The organism is Pedobacter sp. (assembly GCF_031119335.1).
Taxonomy (GTDB): Bacteria; Bacteroidota; Bacteroidia; order Sphingobacteriales; family Sphingobacteriaceae; genus Pedobacter.
On sequence record NZ_JAVHXT010000011.1, the window covers coordinates 111178 to 129904 of the forward strand.

At 37.4% G+C, this 18727-nt stretch carries 18 protein-coding genes; 8 read left to right on the forward strand and 10 right to left on the reverse strand.

Annotation, left to right across the window (positions count from 1 at the left end):
• Positions 1–30: 30 nt before the first annotated feature.
• Genes REI64_RS12800 through REI64_RS12830 form a run of 7 tightly spaced genes read right to left on the reverse strand, consistent with a single transcriptional unit; the run spans position 31 to position 4175 of the window.
• The gene (locus REI64_RS12800) at positions 31–894 is read right to left on the reverse strand and encodes a YitT family protein (protein WP_308850525.1); all 864 of its coding nucleotides are present in this window, start codon (positions 892–894) and stop codon (positions 31–33) included.
• Positions 878–1621, reverse strand: a complete 744-nt coding sequence (truB, locus tag REI64_RS12805) for a tRNA pseudouridine(55) synthase TruB (protein WP_308850526.1) — start codon at positions 1619–1621, stop codon at positions 878–880. The genes REI64_RS12800 and truB overlap by 17 nt, the downstream gene beginning before the upstream one ends.
• Positions 1622–1652: 31 nt before the next feature.
• Complete coding sequence (locus tag REI64_RS12810) at positions 1653–2447, reverse strand: undecaprenyl-diphosphate phosphatase (RefSeq protein WP_308850527.1); 795 nt, start codon at positions 2445–2447, stop codon at positions 1653–1655.
• A gap of 13 nt (positions 2448–2460) precedes the next feature.
• A complete protein-coding gene (locus REI64_RS12815; protein WP_308850528.1) occupies positions 2461–2847 on the reverse strand; it encodes a type II toxin-antitoxin system VapC family toxin in 387 nt (128 codons plus the stop codon).
• The gene (locus REI64_RS12820; RefSeq protein ID WP_308850529.1) at positions 2847–3050 is read right to left on the reverse strand and encodes a DUF2281 domain-containing protein; all 204 of its coding nucleotides are present in this window, start codon (positions 3048–3050) and stop codon (positions 2847–2849) included. The genes REI64_RS12815 and REI64_RS12820 overlap by 1 nt, the downstream gene beginning before the upstream one ends.
• 19 nt (positions 3051–3069) lie before the next feature.
• Entirely contained in the window at positions 3070–3297 is a 228-nt protein-coding gene (locus REI64_RS12825) for a DUF3098 domain-containing protein (RefSeq protein WP_308850530.1), read from the reverse strand.
• On the reverse strand, positions 3297–4175 hold the full coding sequence (locus REI64_RS12830; RefSeq protein ID WP_308850531.1) for a permease-like cell division protein FtsX: 879 nt from the start codon (positions 4173–4175) through the stop codon (positions 3297–3299). Before REI64_RS12830 ends, REI64_RS12825 begins: the two co-directional genes overlap by 1 nt.
• Before the next feature lie 455 nt (positions 4176–4630).
• On the opposite strand from REI64_RS12830, the gene leuS reads away from it, so the two are divergent.
• The 3 genes from leuS (at position 4631) to REI64_RS12845 (ending at position 11818) form a co-directional block, all read left to right on the forward strand.
• Positions 4631–7858: a leucine--tRNA ligase gene (leuS, locus tag REI64_RS12835; protein ID WP_308850532.1), complete on the forward strand. Its 3228-nt coding sequence runs from the start codon at positions 4631–4633 to the stop codon at positions 7856–7858.
• Positions 7859–8106: 248 nt separating this feature from the next.
• The gene (locus REI64_RS12840) at positions 8107–9117 is read left to right on the forward strand and encodes a S41 family peptidase (RefSeq protein WP_308850533.1); all 1011 of its coding nucleotides are present in this window, start codon (positions 8107–8109) and stop codon (positions 9115–9117) included.
• Between the two features lie 289 nt (positions 9118–9406).
• Entirely contained in the window at positions 9407–11818 is a 2412-nt protein-coding gene (locus REI64_RS12845) for an outer membrane beta-barrel family protein (protein ID WP_308850534.1), read from the forward strand.
• A 175-nt stretch (positions 11819–11993) separates the two neighbouring features.
• Here the strand turns inward: REI64_RS12845 and REI64_RS12850 are convergent, their stop codons facing one another.
• From REI64_RS12850 to REI64_RS12860, 3 genes are all read right to left on the reverse strand, one after another.
• Positions 11994–13340: a deoxyguanosinetriphosphate triphosphohydrolase gene (locus tag REI64_RS12850; RefSeq protein WP_308850535.1), complete on the reverse strand. Its 1347-nt coding sequence runs from the start codon at positions 13338–13340 to the stop codon at positions 11994–11996.
• Positions 13341–13738: 398 nt separating this feature from the next.
• A complete protein-coding gene (locus REI64_RS12855) occupies positions 13739–14194 on the reverse strand; it encodes an SRPBCC family protein (protein ID WP_308850536.1) in 456 nt (151 codons plus the stop codon).
• A 1-nt stretch (position 14195) separates the two neighbouring features.
• Positions 14196–15176 (reverse strand): alpha/beta fold hydrolase, encoded by a 981-nt coding sequence (locus REI64_RS12860; RefSeq protein ID WP_308850537.1) that lies wholly within the window; start codon positions 15174–15176, stop codon positions 14196–14198.
• Positions 15177–15244: 68 nt separating this feature from the next.
• Here REI64_RS12860 and REI64_RS12865 point away from each other — a divergent pair, with 68 nt between their 5' ends.
• The 5 genes from REI64_RS12865 (at position 15245) to REI64_RS12885 (ending at position 18700) form a co-directional block, all read left to right on the forward strand.
• Entirely contained in the window at positions 15245–16216 is a 972-nt protein-coding gene (locus REI64_RS12865; RefSeq protein WP_308850538.1) for a polyprenyl synthetase family protein, read from the forward strand.
• The gene (locus REI64_RS12870) at positions 16216–17268 is read left to right on the forward strand and encodes a TerC family protein (protein WP_308850539.1); all 1053 of its coding nucleotides are present in this window, start codon (positions 16216–16218) and stop codon (positions 17266–17268) included. Before REI64_RS12865 ends, REI64_RS12870 begins: the two co-directional genes overlap by 1 nt.
• A 25-nt stretch (positions 17269–17293) precedes the next feature.
• Entirely contained in the window at positions 17294–17527 is a 234-nt protein-coding gene (locus REI64_RS12875) for a DUF2683 family protein (protein WP_308850540.1), read from the forward strand.
• Between the two features lie 3 nt (positions 17528–17530).
• The gene (locus REI64_RS12880) at positions 17531–17812 is read left to right on the forward strand and encodes a hypothetical protein (protein WP_308850541.1); all 282 of its coding nucleotides are present in this window, start codon (positions 17531–17533) and stop codon (positions 17810–17812) included.
• Between the two features lie 141 nt (positions 17813–17953).
• Entirely contained in the window at positions 17954–18700 is a 747-nt protein-coding gene (locus REI64_RS12885) for a hypothetical protein (RefSeq protein ID WP_308850542.1), read from the forward strand.
• Positions 18701–18727 lie beyond the last annotated feature (27 nt).

Here is an 18727-nt window from a genome sequence, read left to right on the forward strand (position 1 = left end):
TCTTCTATGTGTCTATGTGGTTTCATTTTATTAATGGAAAGCCTGGCGTTTAACCACTCCGCCTTTTAAATCTGCAATTTGTTGTTGTACTACAAACGCATTTGGATCAATTTCGTTTATTTTATCTTGCAGTTTACCCAATTCGAGCTTAGTTACTACGGTATAAATAATGTCGATGTCTTTCTTCTCCAAATACCCACCTTCGCCTTTGTAGATGGTTACACCACGTTTCATATCATTAATGATGTAAGCTTTTATGCTCTCATTTTCTTCAGAAATAATGGTAACACCTGTGTAAGCTTCCAGTCGGTTTACAATAAAATCGATGGTGTTGGTAGCCGATAAGTAAGTGAGGATGGCATATAATGCAGTATCGATATTAATGAAATAGGCAGCAAAAAGGAAAATTACGATGTTGAGGATGAAAATGATATTTCCAACCGTTAACTGACTGTTTCTGCTGATGTAAAGTGCTAGAACTTCGGTACCATCAATTACGCAGCCGCCACGCATTGCCAAGCCAATTCCTCCACCTAAAAAGAAACCGCCAAAGAAGGCTACCAAAACTTTTTCATGCGTAATGGGTTGAAAAGGAATAAAAATCAATGCTAAAGAAAGTGCCGCAATGGCGATAGAAGTTTTAAGCGCAAAGGTTTTTCCAATTTGCTTATATCCTAAAATAATAAAAGGAATATTAATGATAACGATAAGGTAGGAAAGATTCCATTTGGTTAATGTGCTCACTAATAATGAAATACCCGTTACACCACCATCGATAAAATCTTCGGGCATTAGAAAGCTTTTTAATCCAAAACAAGCAGAGATTACACCTAGGCACATGAATAGAATTTCTCTAGCCATGCGTTTGCTATCGGTTTTATTGAGCTTTTTCATTAGTTTCAATAGTTGATTTTGCTTCTTCTCTTTTATCACGAAGATAAGCAATCAAATCTGGGAGCTCATAAGCTTTGCTTAATAAAAAATTACCACTACGGGTACGTGTCAATTTAGATAGATAAGCTCCGTTGTTCAGTGCTTTTCCAAAATCAGAAACTAGTGAACGAATGTAAGTACCTTTGCTGCAAACCACCCTGAAATCTACCTCTGGTAAAGCAATTCGAGTAATTTCGAACTCATTAATGGTTACGAAGCGTTTTTTTAATTCCACTTCTTCGCCCAAACGAGCTTTTACGTACAAGCGTTCGCCGTTCACTTTTACTGCAGAATGTGCTGGCGGATATTGGGAAATATCACCTTTAAACTGCTCAGTAGCTGCGTAAATTTGTTCTTCGGTAATGTTGGAAATATCAAAAGTAGCATCTACTTCGGTTTCCATATCGTAAGATGGTGTAGTAGCACCCAACACCAAAGTTCCTGTATATTCTTTTTCTTCCGCTTGGAAGGTATCGATTTGCTTGGTTAGCTTTCCAGTGCAAATGATAAGGAGGCCAGTAGCCAAAGGGTCTAAAGTGCCTGCGTGACCAACCTTTAACTTCTGTGGCTTTAACGAATTGCGGATTTTTCCAACAACGTCAAACGAAGTCCATTGGTAAGGTTTATTGATGAGCAGGAGTTCGCCGGCGGCAAAATCGAAATCTGGAAATGTGGTGTTTTCTTGCAACTGAATTTAATTAGGCCGCAAATTTACGAATTTAAATGATGGATAGTTCGTGACCAGAAAGTAATAAAACCAAGATAATCAATCCTACAACAATACGATACCAGCCAAAAGCTTTAAAACCATGTTTAGTAAGGATATTGATGAAGGTTTTAATCGCAATAATGGCAACAATAAAGCCAACCACATTACCAATAATTAGCATGTTAATTTCTTCGCCAGAAAAAGTATGCCCTTCTTTCATGAACTTGTACAACTTCACAACAGAAGCGCCCAACATCATTGGGATAGCCAAAAAGAATGAAAACTCTGCAGCTGCTTTACGGGTAAGGTTTTGCGTCATTCCGCCAACAATGGTGCTTGCAGAACGAGATGTGCCAGGAATTAGCGCCAAGCATTGGTACAAACCGATAATGAAAGATTGCTTGTAACTAATGTCGTCTGAGTTTTCGATACTCGGTTTATTAAACCATTTATCGACAAAAAGAAGGATAACACCGCCAATAACTAACATTACAGCAACCATTAATGGGCTTTCCAACAGCGAGTCTATAAAATCGTTAAGTACCAAGCCTAAAATTGAAGCTGGTATAGCAGCTACAACCAATTTATAGTAAAAGTTTAACGATTTGAAGAAGCGTTTAAAATACAACACCAAAACCGATAAGATGGTACCCAGTTGGATAACGATGGTAAAAAGCTTCACAAAAGGAGTGGGCTCCATATTCATTAAGGCCGTTCCAATAATCATGTGGCCTGTAGAAGATACCGGCAAAAACTCGGTTAATCCTTCAATAATAGCAAGGATAATTGCTTGTAGATAGTTCATATTTTTTGTCTTGCTATGTCCATTCTTGTTTTATCTTATAGCTTTCCATTTTTTTATCTTTAGATATCAATGTTAGCTTTTCTGATAAGGCTTGGGCAATAATTACTCTATCGAAAGGGTCGTTGTGATGAAGTTCGATAGCTAGCAACTGTAGCAAATGTTTTTCGTTAATGTCAAGAATTTCAATCTGATTTTCTTCTGCAAATCTAAAAAGCTGCTCAAAATCAATAGCAAGCTCTAGTTTTCCTATTTGCAGTTTAATGGCTATTTCCCAGAAAGATGCAATGCTGATGTAACAAGATACCTCAGTGTTTTCAATTTTGGCGACTACATTACTCGGTAACTTATTGTCGCCAGCAATAAACCATAAAAAAGCATGAGTATCTAGTAGATATGCCATTATTGGTATGCTGAAAACATATCTAAAGGTTCGTCGAAATCATCGGCTAACTTTATTTTGCCTTTTGCATAACCGAATTGACGTGATTTTAATTTCGATTTCTTTACAGATTTAGCCTTCAAAAAAGCTACAAAATCAGCTACTTCCTGTCTCAAATGAGCAGGTAGAGAATTTATTTCTATTTGCAATTTTGTAGTAGTCATATACAAATATAACGATTTCTTACTTTTTCAGCACTGCGTAAACGCCAAATGCGAAGCCAAATAAAACCACCATTGGTGCAATAAGCGTTCTTCTGGTGTCGTAAATATCGCCATCAGCACCCATCATCAATATAAAACCAACCACAACAATAACAATGCTGATGATTAACAATTGATAGTTTTTCTTAGAAAATACCAATTCTTCTGTTTGTTTCTGCGTTGCAGAAGTTGTTTTTTTATCTGACATTATCTGTAAAGGTCGTAAATTTTTAAACGTAAATATTTGCTTACCGCAAACCAAGTGCTGATGGCGGTAATAAAAATGCCAATTGCCACCATGCTAATGAATACAAAACCAAACTCGGTAAAGTTTCTTAGAATAACAATTTCTGGTAGCTCTTGTTGAGCGTAGTATAATAATCCTAAAAGGATGATAATTGCAATAAATGAAGCAATAATGCCATGTAAAGCAGCCACTAAAATAAATGGCTGGCGGATGAAGTTTTTGGTAGCACCAACCAACTGCATACTTTTAATAAGGAAACGTTGAGAGAAAATTGCTAATCTTATAGTGTTGTTAATCAGTGCTATAGCGATAATTAACAAGATGCCCGCAAAACCCAGTACAATTAAGCTAATGGTATTGATATTCTTGTTCACCATGTCAATCAGCGAACTTTGATACACTACTTCTTTTACAATTGGATTCTTTTCAATCCTCTTTTTCAATGCGTCAATGTTCTGGTTGTTGGCGTAATCTGCCTTCATATAAACGTCAATGGTAGAAAGCAAGGGGTTATAACCTAAGAAATTCACGAAATCTTCGCCTAAATCTTTGGTCAAATTGTGCTGTGCAACTTCCTTATTTACGTATTGGGTTTGCTTAACCGCAACGTTGTTGTCTAAACTCTTTTTAAACGCAAGTACTTCGGTTTCTTTAGCGCCTTCATCTACAATAATATTAAGAACAATGTTCTCTTTTACATAGTTAGACAAGTTTTTGGCGTGTACTAAAATTAAACCAAGCATACCCAACATCAACAATACCAACGCAATACTAAAAATAGTAGATACGTATACTGTTTTGGTCTTTTTAGCAGCCTGACTTACTTCGAATTCTTCCATGTGTACTTAATTGTTTCTGCGAAAATAAGGAAAGATAACTTAAATCTTAAATTAATGATGGCTTAATTGTTAGATTGCTCAATTGTTTAATGGTTTTATTGCTAAGCCGTAAAGGTGGCGAAATGATGGATTAGTTAGGTATACTTTAACATTCTTTAACTTCAATTTGTAGTTGTGAGATATTAACCCGCAAGTTTTATTTAGGCGAGTATGTTGATTGTTTGATTATTTCTTTCCCGCAAATTTCCGCTGATGTCTCCGCAGATTTAAGACGATTTGCAGCAGCGATAATATTACCTCTTGGGATTATTGGTGCTTGAATATTGGTTATTTAATCATTCACTCATTTAGTTATTCAAAATTCAATATTCTCTCATTGGAAGTTCAATCGTAATTCGTAATTCTAAAATCGTAAATTTCCTTACCTTTGCACTCGATTTAGAAACAGCATATCAATGGATTATCAATTTAGAGAGATAGAGCAAAAGTGGCAGAAATATTGGGCCGACAATCAGTCGTTTAAAGCCGAAGCCAATTCAGACAAGCCGAAATACTATGTTTTAGACATGTTTCCTTATCCTTCGGGAGCAGGTTTGCACGTTGGTCATCCACTAGGTTATATCGCTTCTGATATTTTTTCGAGATATAAACGTTTAAAAGGTTACAATGTGTTGCATCCAATGGGTTACGATTCGTTCGGTTTGCCAGCTGAGCAATATGCTATTCAAACAGGACAACATCCGGCAGTAACTACAGAAACTAACATCAATACTTACCGTCGCCAGTTAGACCAAATCGGTTTTTCTTTCGATTGGAGCCGCGAAGTTCGTACCAGCGACCCAGCTTATTACAAATGGACGCAGTGGATTTTCATGCAATTGTTCAATTCTTGGTACAACTTAGAAACGGATAAGGCAGAGCCGATTTCTACCTTAATTCATAAATTTAATGAAGCTGGCAGTGCCGATGTAAAAGCTGCTAAAGATGAAGACACTAGAACTTTCTTGCCTACAGATTGGGCTACTTTTAGCGAAGAAGAAAAGCAGGTAGAACTATTAAAATATCGCTTAACTTATTTAAAAGAAAGTACCGTAAACTGGTGCCCAGCTTTGGGTACAGTATTAGCTAACGATGAAGTTAAAGACGGATTTTCTGAGCGTGGTGGTTTTCCTGTAGAGCAAAAGAAAATGATGCAATGGAGTATGAGAATTACTGCTTATGCGGATAGACTTTTGCAAGGTTTGGACACCATCGATTGGCCAGAGCCGATGAAAGAAATGCAACGCAACTGGATTGGCAAGAGCGTTGGTGCGTCTGTTAAGTTTAAAATCCTCACCCCAACCCTCTCCGAAGGAGAGGGAGCAAGCAACTACGGTTACGAAACTGCAGACCCACTGTTATGGGAAATTTTGAAAACCAATGCGAGGGTAAACAGGGGCAATCAAACAGATGCTGAGGATGCACTTTGGCAAGAATTGAGAAATAGCAAAACAGGACATAAAGTTAGAAGACAACATCCTATTGGAACTTATATCGCCGATTTTATCTGTTTAAATAAAAGATTAATCATTGAAGTTGACGGTGGATATCATTTAGAAAATCAGGAGAATGATAAAGCCAGAACTGATGCGTTGAACCAATTGGGGTTTGAAGTAATCCGATTTACAAATGAAGAGGTTCTAAGTAATCTAAAAACTGTGGTAACCCAAATAAAATTAGAACTTGATAGCAGACCTGATGCTAAATCAACCGCTTCAAATTCCCTCTCCTTTGGAGAGGGCCAGGGTGAGGCTTATATAGAGGTTTTCACTACACGTGTAGATACGATCTTCGGCGTTTCTTATTTGGTATTGGCACCAGAGCACGAATGGGTGGCAGAATTGACTACTCCTGAGCAAAAAGCTGACATCGAAAATTACATCTTACAAACTAAAAAGAAATCGGAATTAGACCGCATGGCGGATGCTAAAACTGTTTCCGGTGCTTTTACGGGAACTTACGTGGTTAATCCGGTAAGTGGCGAGCGTGTGCAATTGTGGATTGCCGATTACGTATTGGCGGGTTACGGTACAGGTGCGGTAATGGGTGTGCCAAGTGGCGACCAACGCGATTGGTTGTTTGCAACGCACTTCAATTTGCCGATTATCCAAATTTTGGATGCACAAAAAGATATTGATGTACAAGCTGACCCAACTAAAGAGGGTAAATACATCAACTCTGGTTTCATCAACGGAATGGAATACAAAGAAGCAGTTGCTTTCTTAAACCAATGGTTGGAAGACCAAGGCGTAGGAAAAGCGAAAGTGAATTTCCGCCAGCGTGATGCTATTTTTGGTCGCCAACGTTATTGGGGCGAGCCAATTCCCGTATATTTTAAAAATGGTTTGCCTTACTTGTTGAAAGAAGAGGAATTACCTTTGGTATTGCCAGAAATCGATAAATATTTACCAACTGAAACTGGCGAACCTCCATTGGGCAGAGCCGAAGATTGGAAATATGAAGATAGATACGAGTACGAATTATCGACCATGCCAGGCTGGGCAGGAAGTAGCTGGTATTGGTACCGTTACATGGATGCACAAAACAACAGTGAATTTGCCTCAAAAGAAGCAGTTGATTACTGGAAGGATGTGGATTTGTACATCGGTGGTTCTGAGCATGCAACTGGTCACTTGTTGTACAGCCGTTTCTGGAACAAATTTTTGAAGGATTTAGGTTTTGTACAAGAAGAAGAGCCTTTCAAAAAGTTGATTAACCAAGGGATGATACAAGGTAGAAGTAACTTTGTTTATCGTGTGGTTGATGAAGAAGGACGTGGTACGAACACTTTGGTTTCTGCTGGTTTAAGAAAAGATTACAAAACTATCGCTCTGCATGTTGATGTGAATATTGTAGAGAATGATGTTTTAGATATCGAAAAATTTAAAGCTTGGAGAGATGAATTTGCAAATGCAGAATTTATCTTAGAAAACGGTAAATACATCTGCGGTGTAGAAGTTGAAAAGATGTCGAAATCTAAATTCAACGTGGTAAACCCAGATGTGTTAATTGCACAATACGGAGCAGATACTTTACGTATGTACGAAATGTTCTTAGGTCCATTAGAGCAAAGCAAACCTTGGAACACCAACGGTATCGAAGGCGTGTTTAAGTTCTTGCGTAAATTCTGGCGTTTGTTCCATAACGAAGCTTGGGAGTTTACCGTAAGCGATGCAGAGCCAACCAAAGCAGAGTTAAAAGCGTTGCATAAAATCATTAAGAAAGTACAAGATGATGTAGAAAGGTTCTCTTTCAATACATCGGTTTCTAGCTTTATGATTGCTGTAAACGAGCTTACAGATTTGAAATGCAACAAAAAAGCAATTCTACAAGATTTAGTAGTAGTATTGGCGCCTTATGCACCGCACATCTGCGAAGAATTGTGGTCGTTGTTAGGAAATAAAGATTTGTCTACTGCTCAGTATCCGGTTTTCAACCCTAATTATTTGGTAGAAGATGAGTTTGCCTATCCAATTTCTATCAATGGAAAAATGAAGATGAACTTGAACCTAAGCTTGACCTTGGAAGCGAAAGAAGCTGAAGAAGCAGTTTTGGCCAACGAGCAAGTTCAAGGATTTTTGAATGGTGCTGCACCAAAGAAAATCATCTTTGTTAAAGGAAAGATTGTGAATATTGTTGTATAGGAGCTATATAGAAGACTTACGAAGTTTTTAAAACTTCGTAAGTCTCAACCGAAAAATCCCAAATGAGTAATGCTCGTTTGGGATTTTTTTGCGGTCAAGTTGTGATTTTTATTGGTGCTTGGTAATTTGTTAACTCTTACATAGTTGTAGTTGATTTTTGTTCAGACAACCTTAAGACCTTTTTAATTTGTATTGATATTCAGTCATTTTTATAATTTTGCATCCTCAAAACCAAACAAAAAAAAGAAATGAAATTTAAAATATTAGCGCTTTTAGGAGTGCTTTTGGTGCACGCTAAATTTAGCTTAGCTCAAATGCCAGATTCCATCAAACAACATATCGATACCAGTTTAAATGTATTAAAACGACATTCTTTGTACGGTAAGAAGGTGGATTGGAAAAAAGTTGAGCAACAAGTTTACGAAAAGGCAAAGGTCGCAAAGACCAAATCAGACACTTTCGAAGCATTGAAAATTGCATTTGATGTACTTGGAGATAAACATGCGCAGTATTACCAATACGACCACCAGTACCGTTTACCTAACAAAGAGCTAGAAGCGAGGCAAAGCGATTCGCTCAAAGCTGGTTGGAAACTGGGGGCTCGCATCGTGAATAAAATGATTGGTGATGTTGCCTATCTGAGTATTCCCTACATGGGAGTTAATAAGCAAGCAGACATTGATAAATACGCCAATTGGATTTACGACGCCGTCGCAGACTTAAACAAGACGCAGCCGAAAGCTTGGATTATTGACTTGAGATTAAATGGTGGCGGTAATATTAGACCAATGCTTAGCGGCTTGGGTATGTTTTTTAAGGATGGAATTGTAAGCTATTATGTTGATAGAGATGGAAAAACGGAAGATGAAGCGGCTTTTAAAGTTGGCGAATTTACAATCGATGGAAAAGTGCAGGCTAATATCAAAAACAAAATAGCTCCTATTAGACCAAAGAAAATTGCGGTATTAATTGGGCCAGGGACTGGAAGTTCTGGTGAAGGTGTGGCGGTAGTTTTGCAACAGAGAAAAGGTACAAAGTTATTCGGCACCAAATCTGCAGGTGTAGCAAACGCAACCAACGGTTACGTATTTGCTGATGATAAAGCTTACTTCCTTATTTCCACGGCATCCATCGGTAATAAAAATAAAAAAGTAATGCCCGAATTCGTAATTCCCGACGTGGAAGTGAAGCAATTGGAATCTTTCGGAAATTTGCCCGAAGATCCAGCTGTTAAAGCAGCCATTAAATGGTTAAAGTGATGGCTTAAAAAGCATTACGAAAATCCGGTTCATGTAGTGTGTGCCGGATTTTTCTTTTTACACCAAACCATTCGCCGCCAAAAAAATGCAATTCACCGAGAGTTTCCTACAAGTTGTGAGAAATTACTTTAATGCCCCTGTAACAAAATATACCTTTGAAAGACTAATACGTACAAACAACACAAAGAAATTATTAACTAATGAAACCAGCATTAACTACAGTTCTTTATATCTAATAAATAAAGTTCATGCTAGCTTCATAACCATTGAAAAAACAAATCATATTTTCATGAAAAAACTACTACTCATCTGTTTCACTCTACTAACGGTAATCACTGCAAAGGCACAATTTCCAATGATGGGAGGTGGCAATGCCGCTCCAAAAGTGACTGGCCGTATATCTGCAACTATTATTGATTCGTTAACCAAGCAACCTGTAGAGTATGCTACAGTGTCTATAATCAATACTAAAACCAATAAAGCGGTAAATGGTGGTTTAACCGATACAAAGGGTAAAGTCGCAATTTCGGGTATTGCGCCCGGCGATTATAAAATGGTAGTTGGTTTTATCGGTTACACTACGAAAAATGTAATGGTTAAAACTACGCCAGAAAAGCCAGATAATAACTTAGGTAATATTGTGCTTGCAGGAAGTTCGAGTACATTGGCCGAAGTAACTATTGAAGGCAAGAAAAGCGTAATTGAGAACAAGATAGACCGTATGGTTTATAACGCAGAAGCTGATGCAACCAATGCAGGTGGCGATGCAACTGATTTGATGCGAAAAGTACCTATGCTATCAGTAGACATTAACGGTAATGTGCAATTACGTGGAAGCGCAGTTAGGGTTTTAATTAACGGAAAACCATCAGGTACGATGGCTAACAGCGTAGCTGATGCTTTAAAGATGATCCCTGCTGATCAAATTAAAAGTGTAGAGGTAATTACCAACCCATCTGCTAAATATGATGCTGAAGGTTCTGGAGGTATTATCAACATTATTACTAAGAAAAGTAACGCAGAAGGTGTAAGTGGTTCGGTAAATGCAAACGTAGGTACTCGTCAAAATAACGGTAACTTTAATTTAACTGCAAAAACTGGTAGGCTAAGTTTAAATACCGCTTTGGGTACTATGTATGCCTATCCTCAAGAATCAAGAGTAATCTTTTTAAATGAAACACCATCTAGTAGAGTATTGCAAGACGGTATGTCTGATTGGAGCCGTCAAATGTATAATGGCAGTTTCGGGTTAGACTATGATTTTAATGCTTACAACAATATTAGTACAAACGTTAAGTACAACAGATTTTATAACGGTGGGCCTGGCTTCTCTAATGTAACGGTAAATAATTTAACAGCAACAAATACTAGTAAAACCGATGCGAGTAACGGCAACTTAGATTGGAATGTAGATTATAGGAAAACAAGTAAGAAAGCAGGTGAGGAGTTCTCTATTGCTGGTCAATTAACATCGGGAAGAAATTCTAACGAGTTTAGCAACCAACTTTCTTATTCAGGAATGCCAGCTGGAATACCTGTTTTTAGTCAGAATATCGGAAGAAATAAAGAGTATACTTTACAAACAGATTATGTTTATCCAGTAAGCAAAACCATAATCTTGGAAGCGGGAGCTAAAGGTATATTAAGAAATATTAAAAGTGAATATGCACAGAACTCTGCTCAAGATTTCGATTATGACCAAAACGTGGGAGCAGCTTATAGTACCATTAGCTTTAACTTAACACCTAAAATTAAATTCAAAGGTGGTGCTAGGATAGAGTACACCGAAATTGATTTTCTAGATGCCAATGGGGTACACAATAAAAATGATTATTTCAATTTTTTCCCAAGTGCAATACTGTCTCAAACTGTAAACGGATCTACAACGATTAAATTAGCTTATAATAAAAGGATACAGCGCCCTAGCTTGGCTTACTTAAATCCGTTTAGAAATGAGGCAAATCAGTTTAGTGTATTTCAAGGTAATCCAGACTTAGATCCAGAGCTAAGTCATAATATTGAGTTTGCGTATTCAACCTTTATTAAAGGTTCCATGATTAATGCCTCTATATTTTATCGTCGTACAAATGGTATTATTGAGAATTTTAACAGAGTGGATGATGTAGATCCTAACAAGATTATGACTACATTTAATAATGTGGGTGTTTCTGAGAGTTTTGGTTTAAACTTGTTCGGTTCTTATAACCCTATACCAAAATGGACATTGATGAGTAATATTGGAGTAAATACCTATCAAGTAGATAATAAAGTATTAAATATTAATACTGATACTTATTTGAATTATAATTTGTTCTTACGTTCAGCAACTACATTGAAAAAGGGCTTTAGTTTTGAACTTTATGGTGTAGTAAATTCTCCAAGATATACTTTCCAAGGCAAAACAGGGGCAATGTTCTTCTATGGAGCTGCAGTGAAGAAAGAAATTATGAAAAAACAAGGTTCAATAGGATTGAATATGTTGAATCCTTTTAATAATGATTTACATATCCAAATGCGTAACCGAGCGACAGATAGTTTTCAAACTCAAGATATTTACTATCCATTGCGTTTTGTTGCAGCAACTTTTAGCTACAAATTCGGTAAGTTGAAGTTTACAGAGAAAAAGAAAATTAAAAACGACGATGTGAAGCAAGACCAACAACAAGGTGGTGGCATGGGAGGCATGGGTCAAGGTAAATAAACAAAGAGATAAAAAGTATAAAATTAAAAGGGTCGATGCTTATAAAGTATCGACCCTTTTTCCTTTCTTCTCGTCATTGCGAGGCACGAAGCAATCTTGCAAAATTGCTAGGATAAACTTTAAGATTGCTTCGTCGTTCCTCCTCGCAATGACGTGGTTCTTAAGTCTCCGCTTCTTAAGTCACAGACGGAAACGAAATACCTTTGATTTTTCCATACAGCTCAACAGCATACAAATCTGTCATTCCAGAAACGAAATCTAACACGCTTTGTATACGCGAATATAGATCTTCTTTTTCGGTGTGAAATTGTTTTGGGATCAGTTGTACTAACTTTCTGTAGTAGTGTGTATCGTTATTTACCAATGCAGGTACAAATTCTTCGAGTAAACCAGCCATCACTTTGTAACCCGAAACCTCTTTAGCAATAACAGATTGGTAATTATAGATTTTTTCTACCGAGATTTTCTCAATAGTTTTCCAAGCTTGCAAATAGTTTTCAGGCAATGCATCGGTTAAACTTTTATTAAAAGTACCGTTTAAAATTGCCTTTTGCTCATTGTAGAAAATACGAGAACATTCACCTATTAAAGTGCTGATGGCTTTTGCACGTAGCAATCCTACTTTTGCATCATCATCTTCCAGATCATTTTTTAAGCGCTCTTCCAATTTGTCGCTGTTGCATAATGGCAGTAAAAACTCTTTAACTTCGTTAAAGCTTAATATTTGCAAACGATGTGCATCTTCTAAATCTATAATTCCGTAACAAATATCATCAGCCGCTTCTACCAAATATGCCAATGGATGACGAAAATACCCCAATGGGTTTTCGGTATCCTTTAGCATGCCTAGCTCATCAGCAATTTTTCTGAAAATCTCTTTCTCCGACTGGAAGAAGCCATATTTTTTGCGATGCAGTTTCGATTTTTCACCTCCGATAATCGATTCACAAGGATATTTTCCGATAGCTGCTAAAGTGGAATAGGTTAGTGCATAAGCTCCATTTCCTTTTCCTTCAAAAGGATGAGTAAGGATGCGGATGGCGTTGGCGTTACCCTCAAATTTTGTAAAATCTTTTTTCTGTTCTTCAGCTAATTGATCCAGATAGAATTTTCCCTCGCCGTTGGTGAAATACCTTGAAATTGCTGCTTCGCCAGAGTGACCAAAAGCTGGGTTGCCCAAATCGTGCGCCAAGGCTGCAGCGGCTACAATGTTGCCCACTTCGCTCATTAAAGGCACTTCGCTATCAATATTTGGGTTGTCTTTTTTGGTCTGATTATAGAAAATCCTACCTAAAGATCTGCCCACGCTAGCCACTTCTAAACTGTGCGTTAAGCGGTTGTGTACAAACACGCTGCCCGGTAAGGGAAAAACCTGCGTTTTATTCTGCAACCTTCTAAAAGGCGACGAAAATATTAATCTGTCGTAGTCTATTTGAAATTGCGATCTAGCTTCGTCTGTATCTCTTGGCGACCTGTCTTCGTGTCCCCAGCGCTTTGCCGAAAGCAAATTTTTCCATTCCATCATATTAAAAAGCGATATTCTTGAATTATGCGCAAATGTACGTTTATCGGTCTAATAAAAAGTTAAATTATATTTATAAAAGAAGATCAATATTTCGGCTAAAGCCTTATTTTAAGCTCTAATAAAATCCGTTGGCTGAAGCCAACGGCAATGAATTTTAATTAGGCTGGTTTATTGCCGGAATCCATCTATAACACGGATGTTTGAGCAGGAAGCGGCTTTGGGAAAATTATTTAGAAGCGATTTCTTTTGACCTACCCAACGTATCATCAATTAAGCTTGCTAATCCCGAACAGCAATGAGTTTTAATTAGACTTGTTCATTGCCGTCGACTTTAGTCGACGGTTTTTGAGTTTAATTTGGTGGCTTTAGCCAAAATTATAAATCCAACAGGGAAATTATTTTGTGAGAAACTTATCACCAATTAAATTGAGTTTTAAACCATGTTCTAAATAAGCTTTTAAACCATCGAGAACGGTAGTGAATCCGCCAGTCGAATCTTTAATCACTGCTATCAAATCATCTCCCGTTTCTTGGAAACCATAATTCTTAATCACAACATAAGTACTATTCTCATCAACTGCTTCGAAATTAAAATCTATGATAGTTGTTGGCTCGCCCCACTCGACAATAATTTTTTGATTTGGAATGATTTCCTTTACCAAAACATCCGCCGATGCGCCATACATTTCCCATTGCCAATTTACGCTTTTGCCAACTTCTAGCTTTCCAGTTGATTTAGTGAACCAAAAATTTGTAGTAACTGCCGGATCTATGAAAGCACTAAACACTTCGCTAGCAGTTTTCCTGATCAGCATCTGAGTTTCAACGCAAGGTTCTTTTTTGTTTTCCATATTAATTGATGTGCTTTTTCACAAATTCGTTAATCGCTCTCTCTACGCTAGGTATATCTTTAGAGGTTATGTAAGAACCAATTACATGGTTGCCAGTATTTGGTAGCGCATGTTGCTCCTTTTTTTCTGTCGGCGTACCTAATTCATCAAACATTTCTAGCATAGCTGATACCTTTACTACCGGATCTTGTTCTTGCTCGTTTTTGTAGTAGTAAAGCATCAATGTGGGTTGTTTCACTTTTTCAAAGGTCTGTTTTGTCATTGCACTTTCCAATAGTTCTTGTAATTGTACTACCGATTCTAAACGGTAATGATCGTACCAAAATTTCTTGTAGATTGGTGTCTTTCCATCTAACACACGTTCATCGCCACCACTTACTTTTCTGGCAATTTGCAAACCCCAGGGATTGTTCAATAGCCAAACTTTATCATCATTAATGGCAATATTTGGAGAAAGTAAAACTAAACTATGCACTTCGGGATAAGCTGCGGCTAACTGCAATGCTAAAGTTCCGCCAGTAGAAGTGCCTACTAATATTACTTTCTTGCCCAATTTTTTACCAATGGCGAAAGCTTCCTTCGCCGTTTCCCAGAGTTTGTCGGCTGTAAAATATTGCATTGGAGCAATGGTGTCAATGCCGTGGTCTGCCAAACGGGCTAAATAAAGGTTAGCATTAATAGATTTAGCGAAGTTGGTGTGTACCGGATTGCCTTCTTCTTTTGAGGCCGAAAATCCATGAAGATAAACAACAGCGTATTCCGTTTGCTGATGGTTAATATCTGCCCAAACAATTTCCGCTTCGTTTCCTGGTTTTATTTTGTACTTGCTTTCTTGAGAGTGAATGTAAGTTTCAAGTTTTTCGATAGTAGGAACCGTTGGCAAAGCAGCTTTGTATGTAGCCTTGGTTGTTCTGGGACCGGCAAAATAAACTATGGCTAAAACAACGATGGTGGCTGTAAGAAATTTTAGAATGGTCTTCATGCGAATAGTTTCATTAAAAATACGCTTTTAATAGAAATTCAGCTAAGTTTGCAAACACATTTTTGCCAATGTCTCAAATAGATCGAATTAAACAACCTATTGCCGCAGAAATTGATGCCTTTGAAGTGAAATTTAAGGAATCGATGCAAAGTAGTGCGCCCTTGCTCAACAGAATTACCCATTATATTGTAAAGAGAAAAGGGAAGCAAATGCGACCTATGTTTGTGTTTTTTGCAGCCAAACTTTGCGGTGGTATAGTAGAATCTACGCACAGAGGTGCCGCTTTGGTAGAACTATTGCATACGGCAACTTTGGTTCACGATGACGTGGTAGACAACGCTTACGAACGTCGTGGTTTCTTCTCTATCAATGCACTTTGGAAAAATAAAATTGCTGTTTTAGTGGGCGACTATCTGCTTTCTAAAGGTTTGCTACTTTCGGTAAACAACAACGAATTTCAGTTGTTGAAGATTGTATCTGAAGCGGTAAAGCAAATGAGTGAGGGCGAACTTTTACAGGTAGAAAAAGTGCGCAGGATGGATATCAGCGAGGAACTGTATTTTAATGTGATACGCCAGAAAACAGCTTCCTTAATTGCGTCCTGTTGTGCTTGTGGAGCGGCTTCAACCGGCGCTTCGGAAGAAGATATTGAGAAAATGCGTTTATTTGGTGAATTAGTTGGTATCGCTTTCCAAATTAAGGATGATACTTTTGATTTTGGAACCGATGATGTCGGGAAACCATTAGGCATCGACATTAAGGAGAAGAAGGTGACCTTGCCTTTAATTTATGCTTTGAATAGGGTAGAAAAGGCAGAGCGTAAAAATATCATTAATTTGGTGAAAAATCATAACGACGATCCGAAGAAAATACAACAGATCATTGATTTTGTAAATGCGAACGAAGGTGTGCATTATGCCAATCAGAAAATGCTGGAGTATCAAAACAAAGCATTCGAAATTTTAGATTCATTTCCAGATGGAGATGCAAAAACAGGTTTACAACAACTGGTAAAATATACAACAGAACGTAAAAAATAATGTCGCACGAGTTATTATTCATTGGCGGATTTCTACTTTTCATCGTATTTATCCTTGCCCTAGATCTGGGTCTTTTCAGCAAAAGAGAACATGTGGTAAGCTTAAAGCAAGCGGGTATCATGAGTTTCATTATGGTGATGCTGGCATTAGGTTTTTATTTACTGCTTGTCTTAAAAGGCGATTATCTGCATGGTATAGATAACATGGAGCGGTTGAAGGAAGTTATTGTAGCACATAAACACCCCATATCCATTATTCCTGGGAATTTCGAAGCTAGTTTAGCTTTGTACAAACAAAATCTCGGTATAGAGTTTTTAACTGGTTACGTGGTTGAGTACGCTTTGTCGGTAGATAATATTTTTGTAATCGTGCTGATTTTCTCTGCTTTCGCTGTTCCAGAAAAGTACTATCACAGGGTTTTATTTTGGGGGATTTTAGGCGCAATCATCATGAGGTTTATCTTCATTTTTGTTGGTGCGGCTTTAATTAACCAATTCGAGTGGATTTTGTATGTGTTTGGTGCTTTCCTAGTTTTCACTGGAGTAAAGATGTTTTTCTCGAAAGATGAAGATGAAAAGATCGATCCTGAAAACCATCCGGTGGTTAAATTTGCATCGCGTTTTTTCAAGATTCATCCTCGATACGAGGGCAAAAAATTCTTCCATAAAATTCATGGAAAAAAATATGTAACGCCACTGTTTTTGGTATTGCTTATTGTAGAATTTACCGATTTAATTTTCGCTGTAGACTCAATTCCAGCAATCTTTGCAGTAACTAAAGATGCTTACATTGTGTTCTTCTCTAATATTTTTGCCATCATGGGTTTACGTTCTATGTTCTTCCTTTTGGTGAACATCATCCATAAATTCCATTACCTAAAAACTGGTTTGGCGGTACTGCTTACTTTCATTGGAGTGAAAATGTTAGGTCACGGTTACTTGAAAGCTTGGGGTTTTACCACAGAACATTCGTTGATCATCATCGTTGGTATATTGGCTTTGAGTATCATTGCTTCGTTGGCGTTTCCGAAGAAGAAGGCTGTGGAGAAATAATCGTCCAAATTTATTATATTTGAGAATGGAAACTCTGGTCATACATCCGGAAGATGCGGAACAATTGGAAACAATTAAAACAATCTTAAAAGCTTTAAAAGTAAAGGTTGAAGTATTTTCTGGTACAAATATGGTAAATGAAGAGTTGCCTCAATATGTAACCAATTTAATGAATAAGGCTTTGAAAGAGGCTGACCAAAACCAAGCTACTCAGCACGAAGATTTTATGGCTGAGGTGAAAAATAGATTGAAAAAATAAACTATGGATATTCTTTGGACTCCAACGGCTAAAGAAACCTATATGTACGTTTTGGATTATTTAGAGCAGGTTTGGGGTGATAAGTATGTATCTAATTTTATTGTCAACACCGAGAGAACTCTGAAGTTAATATCTAAATATCCAGCTATTTATGAGCTTATTCCAAATCTGGCTGATGTAAGAAAGGCTGTACTACATAAAAATTGTTCGTTTTTATATCGAGTGAAAAATGAAACAATTGAGTTGTTAGTTTTTTGGGATACTAGACAAGAGCCGTTTCAGTAAATTCCCGTTACTCATTTATTCTCTTTTTTCCTTGCTTATAGGATATTTTCCTTAGTTCATTCTTTTTCTCTTTTTAAGGAACAGTTTGTCCAATAGTTTTGAGCTATTCAAACAGTATTAACCTTTTAAAAAAATAATAAAATGAACAAGGAACTAGTATTTTTAAGAAGCTTTGGAATAGCTACCGCATTTGGTGTAATCATGTTAGCATCGTCAGCATTTAAGAAAGCTGGCAATCAGCGGTTTGCCGAAATAGATGTAGAAAGAATCAACATCATAGAAAAAGATGGTACGGTTAAAATGGTAATCACTAACGTTGATCGTTTTCCTAACGGAAAGGATACGATAAACAATAGACCTACCAATGTGAAGCGTAAAAAACGTTCTGGTATGTTGTTTTTCAACGAGGAAGGAATAGAATGTGGTGGCTTTATTTACGACGGTCAAAAGAAAGCAGATGGTCATAGTGCAGGTATGTCGCTTACTTACGATCAATATGATGGCGACCAAGTGATGCAGTTGTTGATGCAAGATTATAAAGAAGGTGGGCAGCGCAGGGTAGCCAGCAGCTTGGTTTTTAATGATAGGCCTGCAAATGAAACACAATTTTCCCAAGACAAAATTTGGAATGAGCTAACACCACTTCGAAAAACAGATCCAGCCGCCTTTAAGAAGAAATATGAGGAATATGCGGCAAAAGGCTTAGTAGGAGGTGCACCTCGTGTAATGCTTGGTCAAACTAGGGGTCGCAACAATGGGTTGTTCCTAAATGACGATAAGGGAAGACCAAAAGCCATGTTCTATGTGGATGAAAACAATGAAGCCAAACTCGAATTTTTTGATGATAAAGGAAATGTAATAGCTGCTTTCCCTAAAGAAACTAAATAGTATTAAAATGAAGTAGCCTGATTTAAA

Bases quoted from the DNA above. Each gene is read 5' to 3' on its own strand.
- REI64_RS12815 (WP_308850528.1), bottom strand. From the start codon at position 2,847: ATGGCATATCTACTAGATACTCATGCTTTTTTATGGTTTATTGCTGGC.
- REI64_RS12850 (WP_308850535.1), bottom strand. From the start codon at position 13,340: ATGGAATGGAAAAATTTGCTTTCGGCAAAGCGCTGGGGACACGAAGAC.
- REI64_RS12875 (WP_308850540.1), top strand. From the start codon at position 17,294: ATGGAAACTCTGGTCATACATCCGGAAGATGCGGAACAATTGGAAACA.
- REI64_RS12800 (WP_308850525.1), bottom strand. From the start codon at position 894: ATGAAAAAGCTCAATAAAACCGATAGCAAACGCATGGCTAGAGAAATT.
- REI64_RS12810 (WP_308850527.1), bottom strand. From the start codon at position 2,447: ATGAACTATCTACAAGCAATTATCCTTGCTATTATTGAAGGATTAACC.
- REI64_RS12830 (WP_308850531.1), bottom strand. From the start codon at position 4,175: ATGGAAGAATTCGAAGTAAGTCAGGCTGCTAAAAAGACCAAAACAGTA.
- REI64_RS12845 (WP_308850534.1), top strand. From the start codon at position 9,407: ATGAAAAAACTACTACTCATCTGTTTCACTCTACTAACGGTAATCACT.
- REI64_RS12855 (WP_308850536.1), bottom strand. From the start codon at position 14,194: ATGGAAAACAAAAAAGAACCTTGCGTTGAAACTCAGATGCTGATCAGG.
- REI64_RS12820 (WP_308850529.1), bottom strand. From the start codon at position 3,050: ATGACTACTACAAAATTGCAAATAGAAATAAATTCTCTACCTGCTCAT.
- leuS (WP_308850532.1), top strand. From the start codon at position 4,631: ATGGATTATCAATTTAGAGAGATAGAGCAAAAGTGGCAGAAATATTGG.
- REI64_RS12870 (WP_308850539.1), top strand. From the start codon at position 16,216: ATGTCGCACGAGTTATTATTCATTGGCGGATTTCTACTTTTCATCGTA.
- REI64_RS12825 (WP_308850530.1), bottom strand. From the start codon at position 3,297: ATGTCAGATAAAAAAACAACTTCTGCAACGCAGAAACAAACAGAAGAA.
- REI64_RS12880 (WP_308850541.1), top strand. From the start codon at position 17,531: ATGGATATTCTTTGGACTCCAACGGCTAAAGAAACCTATATGTACGTT.
- REI64_RS12840 (WP_308850533.1), top strand. From the start codon at position 8,107: ATGAAATTTAAAATATTAGCGCTTTTAGGAGTGCTTTTGGTGCACGCT.
- REI64_RS12885 (WP_308850542.1), top strand. From the start codon at position 17,954: ATGAACAAGGAACTAGTATTTTTAAGAAGCTTTGGAATAGCTACCGCA.
- REI64_RS12865 (WP_308850538.1), top strand. From the start codon at position 15,245: ATGTCTCAAATAGATCGAATTAAACAACCTATTGCCGCAGAAATTGAT.
- REI64_RS12860 (WP_308850537.1), bottom strand. From the start codon at position 15,176: ATGAAGACCATTCTAAAATTTCTTACAGCCACCATCGTTGTTTTAGCC.